This window comes from Usitatibacter palustris (assembly GCF_013003985.1).
Classification (GTDB): Bacteria; Pseudomonadota; Gammaproteobacteria; order Burkholderiales; family Usitatibacteraceae; genus Usitatibacter; species Usitatibacter palustris.
Window position 1 is genome coordinate 2,765,954 of record NZ_CP053073.1, and the last position, 12,422, is coordinate 2,778,375.

Sequence of the window (12,422 nt, forward strand, 5' to 3'; positions counted from 1 at the left end):
TCAACCTCCCAGTGCCAGGTACAGGTCTACGATCGCGGCGCGGCGATCCCGCTCCGCATCGATCGATTCGAGGCGGACCAGCAGCAACTGGCGCTCCACCTCGAGAACGTCGAAGAGGCTTACGGTGCCGTTGTCGTAACGGATGCGGGCGAGGTCGAACGCACGCGACAGCGCCCGCTCACGCACCTGCTGCGCGGTGGCGATCTCCCGCGCGGTCGATTGCGCCGAGATCGCATCCCGTGTCTCGCGGAACGCGTTGGCCACGGCCTGCTCGTAGAGAAGTGCGGCTTCGCGCGTGCGCGAATCGGCGATCTCCTCCGCGGAAATGAGCTGGCCCGCACCGAAGACCGGCTGCAGCAGGCCCGCCGCGATGCTCCACGTGCGCGCCGGACCGGAGAAGAGATCCGAGAGCTGCTGGCTCTCACCGCCGAAGAACCCGGTGAGTGAAATGGCCGGGAAGTAGTTGGCGCGTGCGATGCCGATGCGCGCGTTGGCGGCGACCAGGCGCTGCTCGGCAATACGCAGGTCCGGGCGGCGCTGCAGGAGCTCCGACGGAAGGCCCGCGGGCACTTCGACCGCCATCGGCGGCTGGTTCGGGCCGCGATCGATGACGGCCTGGAACACCGCGCGCGGGCTGCGGCCCAGGAGGAGCGCGAGAGCGCCTTCCTGGCGCGTGCGCCGCTGCTCGATCGCCGGCACCAGCGCTTCGGCCCCCGCGACATCCGATTGCACCTGCGAGAGCTCCAGCTCCGAAACGATGCCCGAGTCGTAGCGCAACTGCTGCATCGAGAGGCCCTGGCGGCGCGTTTCGAGCGTTCGCAGCGAAACGACGCGCGCGTCATCGAGGGCCTTCAGTGCGAAGTAGCCGCGGACCACTTCACCGATGAGCGAAAGGCGGATCGCGTCGCGACCGGCTTCCGTGGCCGCGAGCTCCGCGCGCGCCGCTTCATTGCCGCGGCGGTACTTGCCCCAGAAATCGATGTCCCACGCAGCGCGTAGCACGAGGCGGTTCGTATCGGTTTCCACCGCGTCGGCCGGCGGCGCGAAGCCGATGCGCTCCGAGGAGCGGTCGCGCGAGCGGCTGCCCTCGATGCCCACGCGCGGCAGGCCTTCGGCGCGCGTGATCACGAACTGCGCGCGGGCCTGCTCGATGCGCTCGGCTGCGACCTTGAGGTCGCGGTTCGCGATGAGCGCTTCATCCACGAGCTTCTCGAGCACCGGATCGTTGAAGAGCGCCCACCACCGGTCCGCGACCGGCACGGTGGACTGGCGCGTCGCGAAGTCCTTGGGCACGTCCATCTCGGGACGCACGTAGTCCGGGCCCATCGTGCAGCCGGCAAGCACGAGGGCTGCGACCAGCGGAAGGAACTTAATCATCGGCGCCCTCCGATTTCACCGGGCTCAGCGGCGTATGCACGTGCACGTGGCGCGACACCGCGCGGCTGTGCGCGGCCTCGGCCTTGAGCTCTTCGCTCGAACGCGGCTCGGTGAGCTTTCTTTCCATGATGAGCTTGAAGAAATACGGCACGAAGAAGATGGCGAGGAAGGTTGCCGCGAGCATGCCGCCCATGACGCCGGTGCCCACCGAGGTGCGGGCACCCGCGCCCGCGCCCGAGGAGAACGCCAGCGGCGCGACGCCGAGGATGAACGCGAGCGAGGTCATCAGGATGGGACGGAAGCGAAGGCGCGCGGCCTCGACGGCCGCCGCCGAATACGACAGGCCCTCCTGCGTTTTCAGCAGCGCGAATTCCACGATCAGGATCGCGTTCTTCGCGGCAAGGCCGAGCAGCGTCACCAGTCCGATCTGGAAGTACACGTCGTTGGTCATGCCGCGCACCCACACCGCGGCGAGCGCGCCGAAGGTGCCGAACGGGAGCGCCATCATCACCGAGAGCGGCAGCGACCAGCGCTCGTACTGCGCCGCGAGAATCAGGAACGCCATCAGCGCGCCGAGGCCCAACGCGAGGATGGACGTGCCGCTCGACTTCTTCTCCTGGTAGGAAGCACCGCTCCACGCCAGCGTGAAGTCCGGCGGCAGCACCTGCGCGGCAATGCGCTCGACCTCGGCAATGGCATCGCCGGAGCTCACGCCCGGCTTCGCGTTGCCGATGAGCTTCACGGCCGGCAGGTTGTTGAAGCGCTCGAGCGTGCCCGGTCCGTTGTTGAACACGATCTTCGCGACCGCGGACACGGGAATCATCTCGCCGTGGGTGTTGCGCACGTAGACGGAGCCCACGTCCTCCGGGCGGCGGCGATTCTCGCGCTCCGCGGACATGAGCACCTGCCAGGTGCGGCCGTACTTGTTGAAGTCGTTCACGTAGTACGTGCCGAGCGTGGCCGAGAGCGCGTTGAAGATCTCGTCGAGGGGCACGCCGAGGCTCTTCGCCTTCTGGCGGTCCACGTCCACGTAGATCTGCGGCACGTTCGAGCGCCAGAACGTCTGGACGAACGCCATCTTCTCGCTCTGCATGGCCGCGCCGATGAACTGCTGCGTGACTTCCGCCATGCGCTGCGGGCCGCCGTCACCCTTGTACTGCAGGTTGAATTCGAAGCCGCCGGCAGTGCCCAGGCCGAAGATCGCGGGCGGCGGGAACGCAATCACCATGCCTTCCTTGATGTGGCCCGTCTTGCCGAAGAACTCGCCCACGAGCGCGCCCACGGGCACGGGACGCTTGTCCCAGTGCGTCTGGGTGATGAAGATCGTGGCCGCGTTCTCGCGGAAGACGAAGCCGCCGGCGAAGTCGAAGCCCGTGAATGCCATCGCGTGCTCATTGAACGGGTTCGACTTGATCGCGGCCGTCACTTCCTTCACCACCTTGTCGGTGCGTTCGAGCGTGGCGCCGTCGGGCAGGAACACGAGACCCAGGTACCAGCCCTGGTCCTCGTCGGGCACGAGCGACGTGGGCGTCGTGCGCCAGAGGAACGCGGTGACGGCGACCATGCCCGCGAAGAGCAGCAGCGCGATCGCGCCGCGACGGATCATCCACGCCACACCGTCTTCATAGCGGTCGGTGACGCGCGCGAACCAGCGGTTGAACGCCTGGAAGAAGCGCCCGGGCTCCTTGTGCTTGCCCTTGAGGAGCGTGACCGACAGCGCGGGCGTGAGCGTCAGCGCCACGAAGCCCGAGATCACCACCGCGATCGCGATCGTGACCGCGAACTGGCGATAGAGCTCGCCGGTGAGGCCACCCAGGAACGCGATCGGGATGAACACCGCGCACAGCACGAGCACGATCGCGATGATCGGGCTCGTCACCTCGTGCATGGCTTTGATGGCGGCGTCGCGGGCCTCGATGCCTTCCTCCCGCATGATGCGTTCGATGTTCTCCATCACCACGATGGCGTCGTCCACGACGATGCCGATGGCGAGCACCATGCCGAAGAGCGTGAGCGTATTGATCGAGTAGCCGAGCGCGAGCAAACCGCCGAACGTGCCCAATAGCGCCACAGGCACCGTCGCGAACGGGATGAGCGTGGCGCGGATGTTCTGCAGGAAGAGGAACACCACCAGGAAGACCAGCGCCATCGCCTCGGCGAGGGTGATGACGACTTCGCGGATCGAGACCTCGACGAACATCGTCGTATCAAAGGGAATCACGTGCGCGATGCCCTTGGGGAAACGCGTCGAGAGCTCCTGCAGGCGGTCGCGCACGGCCTTGCCGACATCGAGCTGGTTGGCACCGGGCTGCAGGAACACGCCCATGAGCGTGGCGGGCTTGCCGTTGTACTGGCCGAGGAACGAGTAGTCCTTGCCCGCGAGCTCGATGCGAGCCACGTCCTTCAGCAGCAGGCGCGAACCATCCGGATTGGACCGGACGATGATTTCCTCGAACTCCTTCACGTCCGTGAGGCGACCCTTGGTCGTCACGTTGTAGACGAGCTCCTGGCCCGTGGAGGCCGGCGGCTCGCCCACCTTGCCGGCGGCGAACTGCGCGTTCTGCTCCTGCAGCGCGCGGATGAGGTCCCCGGGCGTGAGCTTCAGCTGCGCGAGGCGATCGGGCTTCACCCAGATGCGCATCGCGTAATCCTTGGCGCCGAAGATCTGCACGAGCGTGGTGCCCGGGATGCGCTTCACTTCGTCGAGGATGTTCAGCGTCACGTAGTTTGAGATGAAGATGTCGTCGTACGTGTTGTCGGGAGAATAGAACGCGAGCACCTGCAGGAAGGCCGAGGAGCCCTTCTCCACGGCGACACCCTGGCGGCGGACCTCGAGCGGGAGCTTGGGCTCGACCTGCTTCACGCGGTTGTTCACGTTGAGCGCCGCTTTGTCGATATCGGCGCCGATGTTGAAGGTGACCTGGATCTGCACCACGCCGTTGGCCGCCGAGGTGGAGCTCATGTAGAGCATGTCCTCGATGCCGTTGATGGCGTTCTCGATCGGGGCCGCGACCGTCGATTCGAGCACCTGCGCGGAAGCGCCCGGATACGTGGCGACCACGGTGACGACCGGCGGCGAGATGTCCGGGTACTGCGCAATGGGCAGGACCTTCATCGCCGCGAAACCGGCGATCGCGATGAAGATGGAGAGGACCGCGGCGAAGATCGGGCGGTCGATGAAGAAGCGGGAGAACATGGCGTCGGCTCCTACTTCTTCGCTTCGGGCTTGGCGGGTTCGGCCTTGGCGTCGGGCTTCGCGGGCGCCTTGCCGGGCGCGCCGGGCGGCGGCGCGTTGGGATCGCCCACCTGCACTGGCCCGCCGGGGAACACCTTCATGAGGCCGTCGGTGATGATCTTCTCGCCGCCCTTGAGGCCCGAGGTGATGACCCAGTCGTCACCGGCCCACTCGCCCACGGTCACGGGCTGCGGCAGCGCCTTGTTCTCGGGGCCGAGCAGGTAAACCATCTTGCCCTGCGGGCTTTCCATCACCGCGCGTTGCGGAACGACCACGGCGTTGGGCCGCGTCGCACCCTTGAGGACGACACGCACGAACTGGCCGGGGCGCAGCGCGCCATCCGGGTTCGGCAATTCGGCGCGCGCATCGGCGGTGCCGGTGGTCTGGCTCACGCGCGAATCCGTGAACACGAGCTTGCCCGTGCGCGCGTAGACCTTGCCGTCGTCGCTCTTCACCGCGACGTCGAACTTGCCGCCGGCGGGCATCACGAGTTTGCCCGCCTCGATGTCGGCCTTGATGCGCGCCTGCTCCGATTGCGAGAGGCCGAAGTTCACGTACATCGGATCGGCTTGCGTCACGGTGGTGAGCAATACGTCCGGGCCGGAGACGAGGCTGCCCTCGCTCTTCAGCGCGCGGCTGGTGAGACCCGAGACGGGCGACTCGACGCGGGTCCAGGAAAGATTGAGCTTCGCTTCGTTGAGGCGGGCGCGGGCGGCCTTCGCGTCGGCGGCGGCGACTTCCTCGCCGGAGACGGCGTCGTCGAAATCCTTCTGCGAGGCGGCCTTCGCCTCGTAGAGCGGCTTGTAGCGCTTGGCCTGGCGCTGGGCCTGGCCCAGGCGCGCTTCGGCGGCGGCGACATCGGCCTCGGCGCGCGCGAACGCGGCTTCATAAGGTGCGGCGTCGAGCTGGAAGAGCGACTGGCCCGCGCTGACGCGCTCGCCTTCGGTGTAGTTGCGCTTGAGGAGGATGCCGGTGACCCGTGCCCGGACTTCCACTTCGCGCGAGCCCGCGGTTTGCGCGGGGTATTCGAATTCCACGGGAACCGTGCGCGTCTTCACCTCCTGCACGGAGACGAGCGCGGGCGGGAAACCGCCGCCATGTTGGTCGCCGCCCTTGCCGCAGGCGCTGAGCAGGAGGGCGAGGACGACGGCGACCGCGACGATGGCAACAGCGGAGGTACGCCCGGGAGGGAGGGATTCGTTCGACATTGGTTTTCCTTCGATGGCCCTTAAAGGCCTTTTGACTCTTGGGGGCTTTACATACGTGCAGGGATGTATGCTAAATTACATACAGAGGCGAATGTATGTCAATGCCCGATTTGTGACACCGCCTTTCCCGGAGGAAAGAAAACCGCAACATGGCTCGCCGCACCAAGGAAGAAGCGCTCGCGACGCGCGAAACCATCATCGACGCCGCCGAAACGGTGTTCAGTGAGAAGGGTGTCGCGCGCGCATCGCTCGAGGAGATCGCCACCGAAGCCGGCTGCACGCGCGGCGCGATCTACTGGCATTTCAAGGACAAGGCCGAGCTCTTCGACGCGATGATGCAGCGCGTGGTGCTGCCGGTCGAAGCCATGCTGGAAAGCGCGGGCGTCTCGGGTGAAACCGATCCGCTGGAGCTGCTGCGCCTCGCGACCGTGGAAATCCTGCAACGCACCGCGCGCGATCCACAGTTGGCCCGCGTGTTCGAGATCGCGTATCACAAGTGCGAATACACGGGCGATGCCGCGGGGGTGCGCGACCGCCACATCGCAAGCCAGGCCGAATGCATGGGCACCATCGAGGCGGGCTTCCGCGCCTGCGTCGCCCAGGGCCTGCTCCCGGAAAGCGTGAGCCCGCGCGAAGCGGCCATCGGCGCCATGTCGCTAGTCTCGGGCCTGATCGCCAACTGGGTGCTCGATCCGAAAAGCTTCTCGCTCGCGAAGCATGCGGAGTCGCTCGTCGATACCTACTTCCGCGGCCTGCAGGCGAAGCCCGCCGCTTCGGCCAAGCCGCGCGCTCGCGCCGCCCCCCGCCCCAGGCTCAAGGCGGTGAAGTAGTCCTTACGGCTGCCGCGGCGCCGTCTTCAGCAGGTCGTCCAGTTCCTTCGCGTACCACTTCGCGTTGCCCGTGGTGCCGTGTCCCGTCGTCTCGTTCGAGGCGGGGATCAGCAACACGCGGCCGTTCTTCACGCGCTTGATCTCGCGGTCGAGCGCACCGACGATGGGCGGGTTGCGCTCGTCATCGGCCGCGTTGATCGCGAGCAGCGTCGCGGTGATCTTCTCGAGTCCCGCCGACGGGTTGTAGTCGCGCGACGAATCCCATTGATAGAGCACGTCGTTCGCATCCGCGGTGAACGGCGCCTTGAGGCGCGCGTCGAGCAGCGCATCGGCTTTCTCGCGGGTCGGCGCGGTGCGCGCGTAGGCGAGGTCACCGCCGTTGGTCGCGATGCCGAAGAAAACGGAGGCGAACTGCGCGCTCTTCGGCTGCTTCGTGTAGTTGCCGTCCATCCACTCCGGGTCGTTGCGGATGGAGTCGGTGATGAGGCGGCGCAACATCCAGTTGCGGCTCGCCACCTCCGTGGGCAGCGACGCCATCGGCACGACCGCATCCATCATCGCCGGATACTTCTGCGCCCAGATCCAGGCTTCCATGCCGCCCATCGAGTTGCCGATCACCAGGCGCAGCCGCTTCACGCCGAGATGCTCGGTGAGCAGCCGGTACTGGCCGACGACCATGTCCTCGTAGTTGTAGCGCGGGAACTTGGTGCGCAATCCGTCGGAGGGCTTGCTCGATTTCCCGTGGCCCACCGCGTCGGGAATGATGAGGTAGTACTTGGTCGCGTCGAGCGGCTGGCCCGCGCCGAAGAGCTGCCCCGCCCAGTTGGGCGTGAGCATGCTGGCACTCGATCCCGCGGTGCCATGCAACACGAGCACCGGCTCGCCCGTCGGTTCACCGATCGTGCGATACGCGAGTTTCACCTCAGGCAACACTTCGCCGGTGTGGAAACGAAAATCGCGCGCGACCCACGCGCCTTCCTTCGGCGCGGGATAGTCGGCAGCGAAGGCGGGAAGCGCGGCGGCCAGGAGCGCCAGCAGTATCTTTTTCATGTGTGTTCCTCCGGTGAGCGGCGTCCCGATTATGCCTTGACAGCTTCCGGCCAATATGTCACCTTCTGGTGACATATTAACGCCGACGAACCATGAACGCCGACGAGATGGATGCCGTGTTCGCCGCGCTCGCCTCCGAGCCGCGCCGGCGCATCCTCGACGTGCTCAAGAAGGAACCGGGCTGCAACGTGAACCGCGTCGCGGAGTTCTTCGACGAGATGGGCCGGGTCGCGGTGCTCAAGCACATCGACGTGCTCGAGGCCGCGAACCTCGTGATCTCGGAGAAATCCGGACGCGAGCGACTGCTGTGGTTCAACCCCGTGCCGGTGCACATGATCTACGACCGGTGGACCACCGAATTCAGCGCCGTTTGGGCCGGCAAACTGGCGCGCATGAAATACCGGCTCGAAAGCGCACCGATTCCCATCGCCACCAAGAAGAGAGGAGCCAGCCGTGGCTGAGAACAAGAAGGCAATCTTCCGCATCGTCATCAGCGGCTCGATGGAAGCGATCTTCCGCGAGCTCACCAAGACCGATTCACCGCAGGGCGCGATCTTCAACTCGATGCTCACGACCAAGGGCCTGGTACCAGGCAACCGCATGCAGATGCGCTCGGTTTCCGGCGGACACACCATCGTCGAGGGCCAGGTGATGGAGATCGATCCGCCGCGCCGCTTCGCGCATACGCACCGCTTCACGATGTTCGACGACCCGGTCTGCAAGGTGATCTACGACCTGAAGCAGGTGCCCGGTGGCGTCGAGGTCACGCTCACGGTCGAGGACATGCCGGCCGGGACGAGGACGGAAAAGGAAATGAGCTGCGGCGGCACGACGATCCTCAACGAGCTCAAGGAGGTCGTCGAGAAGGGCAAGCCCACCTTCGGCACGCGCGTGAAGTACTGCCTGTTCCATTACCTGGAGTTCATGCTTCCGAAGAAGACGAAATCGGAGAACTGGCCGCTATGAGAACGAAGGCCCTTGCCGCGGCGCTGCTCGTGCTCGCCGCTCCCCTCGCCGTCGCGCAGGAACGCGCCCTCGACAAGCAGGTGCGAGTGAAGGCGCCCGTCGATGCGGTGTGGAATGCGTGGACCACGACCGAAGGCATCACGTCGTTCTTCGCGCCGGGCGCCAACATCGAGGCCCGCGTCGACGGCCCCTTCGAAGTCTTCATGGATCCGTCCGGTGCGCCCGGGATGAAAGGCGCGGATGGCATGCGCATCCTCGCCCTGCAGGACAGGAAGATGATCACCTTCACCTGGAACGCGCCGCCGCATTTGCCGGAAGCGCGCGCGCAGCGCACCTACGTGACGCTGCGATTCAAGCCCGCGGAGAACAACGAGACCGACGTGACGCTCCATCACGGCGGCTGGGGCGACGGCGGCCAGTGGGACCAGGCCTACGCCTACTTCGACCGCGCCTGGGGCAACGTGCTCGCGAACCTGCAGAAGCGTTTCGCGGAGGGCAAGCCGATCGACTGGACCGCGTGGCTCGAGCAAATTCGCAAGATGAAGGAAGCCGCGGCCGCGAAGAAATAGCGGTGCCGGATTCGACGTTTCTGTAGGACGGGCGCCGGGCCCGGGGCCTGAAACCGCGTTCCGGGTTTGAGGTACAATGCGCACCGCAGTCAGAGGTGCGTAGAGCCGTAACTCCAGTACCGACGCCAATCCTGGCGCCGATCCTTCAGTTCCCTTCGCGTCCCTTCATCTGTTCCCTTGCCCCAGGGTTGTGGGGTATTCAAATCTGAAAAGGAAAACGCAATGAGCACGGGAATCGTCAAGTGGTTCAATGACACGAAGGGCTTCGGCTTCATCAAGCCCGATGGCGGCGGCGAAGATCTGTTCGCCCACTTCTCCGAGATCCAGGGTTCGGGCTTCAAGACCCTCAAGGAGAACCAGAAGGTCGAGTTCGAGATCAAGACCGGCCCGAAGGGCAAGCAGGCTTGCGCGATCAAGCCCGTGGCCTGAGCGGTACGCTCCGCATCTGAAGAACGGCAGCCTCGGCTGCCGTTTTTTTATGCCGGATCGATCGGTGTCGCGACGAATTCCGGCAACTTCTCGGCGGCCGCCGAGAACGCGACGAGCCGCGGATAGCGGTCGACCGGCTTGTACGCCGCGTCGTAGAACTGGCCGAAGCGCCACGCGACCGCGGTCATGATCGAGGCCGCATCCATCTTCTCCGCCGAAGGCGGCGCGCATTGCTCGAGCAGGTCGAACGCCGCGAGGCATTGAGCCTCCACGCGCTCGAGCCACGGCGCGTGCTGCTTCTCCGGCGGGCGCAACGCAAACTCATAGTGGATCTGCACCGCCTTCTCGCACGCCGCGAGGGCAAGGCCGATCACGCGCAGCGCTTCGCGCCGCGCCATCGGCTCCTGCGGCATGAGCCGGCGCTCGGGCGGCTGCAGCGATTCGACGTGATCGAGGATCAGCGTCGAATCCATGAGCACGGTGCCGTCATCGCAGATGAACGACGGCGCCTTCACCACCGGATTGATCGCGCGGAAGCGATCCATGTGGCGGAAGACCGAGACCTGCTGGTGCTCGAAGGCGACGTTCATGCGGCGAAGCGAGATCGCCACGCGCCGCACGTAAGGCGAATCGGGCATGCCGACGAGGATCATGACGCCGCCGGCCCTCGGCACTCCACCGGCAGCAGCACCGTTTCGATGTCGGTCTCGTTCGTGCCCTGCACTTCCATGCCCTTGGGCGTGGGCGCGCTGCCGCACACCCAGGCGATCGGCACGTCGCGAAACCCCACGACGACCGCGGGCCGGAACGAGATCTTCTTGCCCTCGAGGTTCTTGCCCGAGTTGTTGCCGTAGGTGATGGTCACCACGCCGTTCACGATCTTCACGTCGGTGATCACGTTGCCGATGATCTTGTTGCTGGGCGGCACGCTCGCGATCACGTTGTCCGCGGGAAGCTTGCCGGTGTTGGCCCAGACGTTCTCCACGCCCACCATTCCCACCCTCGCGAGCGGGATGCCTTCGCGGATCTGCTTGCGCAAGCTCCATTCGCGCAGACCCGGAATGGTGAGGGCCATGATGATGCCCAGGATCGCAATCACGATCAGCAGCTCGATCAGCGTGAACCCGCGGGCGAGTGATTTCATTTTCAATACCTTGCGTTGCCGGGTGTGCGCGGGAAGGGAATCACGTCGCGCACGTTGGAGAGGCCCGTGACATACGCCACCGTGCGCTCGAAGCCCAGGCCGAAGCCCGCGTGGGGCACGGAGCCGTAGCGGCGCAGGTCGCGGTACCAGCCGTAGCCGTGCGGATCGAGGCCCATTTGCGCGATGCGCGCGTCGAGATGATCGAGGCGCTCCTCGCGCTGGCTGCCGCCAACGATCTCGCCGATGCCGGGGGCGAGTACGTCCATCGCCGCCACCGTTTTCCCGTCGTCATTCATGCGCATGTAGAAGGCCTTGATCTCCTTCGGGTAGTTCATGAGGATCACCGGGCCGCCGACGTGCTTCTCGGCGAGGTAGCGTTCGTGCTCGCTTTGCAGATCCGTGCCCCACTTTACCGGGTACTCGAACTTCTGCTTGGCGCTTTCGAGAATCGTGATGGCCTCGGTGTAATCCATGCGGACGAATTCCTTGTCCACGATGGCCTGCACCTTCGCGATCACGCCCTTCTCGATGCGCTCCTCGAAGAACGCCATGTCGTCGCCGCGCTCGTCGAGCACCGCCTTGAGGATGTACTTGAGCAGCGCCTCGGCGAGCGACGCGTCCTGCGCGAGGTCGGCAAACGCGATCTCGGGTTCGATCATCCAGAACTCGGCGAGGTGGCGGCTGGTGTTGGAGTTCTCGGCGCGGAACGTGGGCCCGAACGTGTAGACCTTCGAGAGCGCGAGGCAGTAGCTCTCGACGTTGAGCTGGCCCGAGACCGTGAGGAAGGCTTCCTTGCCGAAGAAGTCCTTGGTGAAGTCGACCTTGCCCTCGGGCGTGCGCGGCAGGTTCGCGAAATCGAGGGTCGAGACGCGGAAGAGCTCGCCCGCACCTTCGGCATCGGCCGCGGTGATGATCGGCGTGTGGATCCAGAGGAAGCCGTTCTCGTGGAAGAAGCGGTGGATCGCCATGGCAAGCGTGTGGCGCACGCGCGTCATCGCGCCGATGGAGTTGGTGCGCGGGCGAAGGTGCGCGACTTCGCGCAGGAACTCCATCGTGTGCGGCTTGGGCTGGATCGGATAGGTGTCCGGATCCTCGACCCAGCCGACGACCTTGAGGTCGGTGGCCTGCATCTCGAAGGGCTGGCCCTTCGCGGGCGAAGGCACGATCGTGCCCGTGGCTTCCACAGCACAACCCGCTGTGAGCTTCTGGACTTCGCTCGCGTAGTTGGCGAGCGCGGCGGGTGCCACCACTTGAACCGGGTGGAACGAGGAGCCGTCGGAGATGTGCACGAACGACAGGCCGGCCTTGGAATCGCGCCGCGTGCGGACCCAGCCCTTGAGCGTCACGGGCGCGTCGGCCGGGGCGCGACCTGACAGAATGGCGTTGCAGGAGAACGAAGTCATCGGGATGCTATCTATGCGGAAAGTCGAATTTTATCCGAGGGGTGCCATGCGTGCCTTCATCATCGTCGCCTTGCCCTTGTTCGAGCATAGCGACCGGCCATCGCCGAAGGGTTGATCCCGACCCGGCCCCAACCTCTCCATCAAACGCCGCCGATCTCGCTACCCAAACTTGCGCTCGAAATTCCTGGCGCACCGGCGATCCTGCAGCAAG

At 65.7% G+C, this 12,422-nt stretch carries 12 protein-coding genes; 5 read left to right on the top strand and 7 right to left on the bottom strand.

What is annotated here, in order from left to right; genetic code table 11:
• The 3 genes from DSM104440_RS13500 to DSM104440_RS13510 are packed head-to-tail and all read right to left on the bottom strand — an operon-like array spanning position 1 to position 5,820.
• Complete coding sequence (locus DSM104440_RS13500; protein ID WP_171163488.1) at positions 1 to 1,377, bottom strand: efflux transporter outer membrane subunit; 1,377 nt, start codon at positions 1,375 to 1,377, stop codon at positions 1 to 3.
• Positions 1,370 to 4,573 (bottom strand): efflux RND transporter permease subunit, encoded by a 3,204-nt coding sequence (locus tag DSM104440_RS13505; RefSeq protein ID WP_171163490.1) that lies wholly within the window; start codon positions 4,571 to 4,573, stop codon positions 1,370 to 1,372. The genes DSM104440_RS13500 and DSM104440_RS13505 overlap by 8 nt, the downstream gene beginning before the upstream one ends.
• A gap of 11 nt (positions 4,574 to 4,584) precedes the next feature.
• Positions 4,585 to 5,820, bottom strand: a complete 1,236-nt coding sequence (locus DSM104440_RS13510; protein ID WP_171163492.1) for an efflux RND transporter periplasmic adaptor subunit — start codon at positions 5,818 to 5,820, stop codon at positions 4,585 to 4,587.
• A gap of 149 nt (positions 5,821 to 5,969) precedes the next feature.
• Between DSM104440_RS13510 and DSM104440_RS13515 the strand changes: the two genes are divergently transcribed.
• Positions 5,970 to 6,650 carry a TetR family transcriptional regulator gene (locus DSM104440_RS13515; protein WP_171163494.1) on the top strand — a complete coding sequence of 227 codons (681 nt, stop codon included), beginning with the start codon at positions 5,970 to 5,972 and terminating at the stop codon, positions 6,648 to 6,650.
• Positions 6,651 to 6,653: 3 nt separating this feature from the next.
• Here the strand turns inward: DSM104440_RS13515 and DSM104440_RS13520 are convergent, their stop codons facing one another.
• Positions 6,654 to 7,700: an alpha/beta fold hydrolase gene (locus DSM104440_RS13520; RefSeq protein WP_171163496.1), complete on the bottom strand. Its 1,047-nt coding sequence runs from the start codon at positions 7,698 to 7,700 to the stop codon at positions 6,654 to 6,656.
• 92 nt (positions 7,701 to 7,792) lie between these two features.
• On the opposite strand from DSM104440_RS13520, the gene DSM104440_RS13525 reads away from it, so the two are divergent.
• The 4 genes from DSM104440_RS13525 (at position 7,793) to DSM104440_RS13540 (ending at position 9,664) form a co-directional block, all read left to right on the top strand.
• The gene (locus DSM104440_RS13525) at positions 7,793 to 8,161 is read left to right on the top strand and encodes an ArsR/SmtB family transcription factor (protein WP_171163498.1); all 369 of its coding nucleotides are present in this window, start codon (positions 7,793 to 7,795) and stop codon (positions 8,159 to 8,161) included.
• Entirely contained in the window at positions 8,154 to 8,666 is a 513-nt protein-coding gene (locus DSM104440_RS13530) for an SRPBCC domain-containing protein (protein WP_171163500.1), read from the top strand. The genes DSM104440_RS13525 and DSM104440_RS13530 overlap by 8 nt, the downstream gene beginning before the upstream one ends.
• Positions 8,663 to 9,235, top strand: coding sequence for an SRPBCC family protein (locus DSM104440_RS13535; RefSeq protein ID WP_171163501.1), 573 nt, complete (start codon positions 8,663 to 8,665; stop codon positions 9,233 to 9,235). The genes DSM104440_RS13530 and DSM104440_RS13535 overlap by 4 nt, the downstream gene beginning before the upstream one ends.
• 222 nt (positions 9,236 to 9,457) lie before the next feature.
• A complete protein-coding gene (locus tag DSM104440_RS13540) occupies positions 9,458 to 9,664 on the top strand; it encodes a cold-shock protein (RefSeq protein ID WP_171163502.1) in 207 nt (68 codons plus the stop codon).
• 47 nt (positions 9,665 to 9,711) lie between these two features.
• Here the strand turns inward: DSM104440_RS13540 and DSM104440_RS13545 are convergent, their stop codons facing one another.
• Genes DSM104440_RS13545 through asnS form a run of 3 tightly spaced genes read right to left on the bottom strand, consistent with a single transcriptional unit; the run spans position 9,712 to position 12,211 of the window.
• The gene (locus tag DSM104440_RS13545) at positions 9,712 to 10,317 is read right to left on the bottom strand and encodes a glutathione S-transferase (protein ID WP_171163504.1); all 606 of its coding nucleotides are present in this window, start codon (positions 10,315 to 10,317) and stop codon (positions 9,712 to 9,714) included.
• Positions 10,314 to 10,808 carry a pilin gene (locus DSM104440_RS13550; RefSeq protein WP_171165969.1) on the bottom strand — a complete coding sequence of 165 codons (495 nt, stop codon included), beginning with the start codon at positions 10,806 to 10,808 and terminating at the stop codon, positions 10,314 to 10,316. The genes DSM104440_RS13545 and DSM104440_RS13550 overlap by 4 nt, the downstream gene beginning before the upstream one ends.
• Before the next feature lie 2 nt (positions 10,809 to 10,810).
• Entirely contained in the window at positions 10,811 to 12,211 is a 1,401-nt protein-coding gene (gene asnS, locus DSM104440_RS13555) for an asparagine--tRNA ligase (RefSeq protein ID WP_171163506.1), read from the bottom strand.
• Positions 12,212 to 12,422 lie beyond the last annotated feature (211 nt).

Coding starts and splice junctions, on each gene's coding strand:
- DSM104440_RS13520 (WP_171163496.1), bottom strand. CDS start 7,700: ATGAAAAAGATACTGCTGGCGCTCCTGGCCGCCGCGCTTCCCGCCTTC.
- DSM104440_RS13550 (WP_171165969.1), bottom strand. CDS start 10,808: ATGAAATCACTCGCCCGCGGGTTCACGCTGATCGAGCTGCTGATCGTG.
- DSM104440_RS13510 (WP_171163492.1), bottom strand. CDS start 5,820: ATGTCGAACGAATCCCTCCCTCCCGGGCGTACCTCCGCTGTTGCCATC.
- DSM104440_RS13515 (WP_171163494.1), top strand. CDS start 5,970: ATGGCTCGCCGCACCAAGGAAGAAGCGCTCGCGACGCGCGAAACCATC.
- DSM104440_RS13505 (WP_171163490.1), bottom strand. CDS start 4,573: ATGTTCTCCCGCTTCTTCATCGACCGCCCGATCTTCGCCGCGGTCCTC.
- DSM104440_RS13535 (WP_171163501.1), top strand. CDS start 8,663: ATGAGAACGAAGGCCCTTGCCGCGGCGCTGCTCGTGCTCGCCGCTCCC.
- DSM104440_RS13545 (WP_171163504.1), bottom strand. CDS start 10,317: ATGATCCTCGTCGGCATGCCCGATTCGCCTTACGTGCGGCGCGTGGCG.
- DSM104440_RS13525 (WP_171163498.1), top strand. CDS start 7,793: ATGAACGCCGACGAGATGGATGCCGTGTTCGCCGCGCTCGCCTCCGAG.
- DSM104440_RS13540 (WP_171163502.1), top strand. CDS start 9,458: ATGAGCACGGGAATCGTCAAGTGGTTCAATGACACGAAGGGCTTCGGC.
- DSM104440_RS13500 (WP_171163488.1), bottom strand. CDS start 1,377: ATGATTAAGTTCCTTCCGCTGGTCGCAGCCCTCGTGCTTGCCGGCTGC.
- asnS (WP_171163506.1), bottom strand. CDS start 12,211: ATGACTTCGTTCTCCTGCAACGCCATTCTGTCAGGTCGCGCCCCGGCC.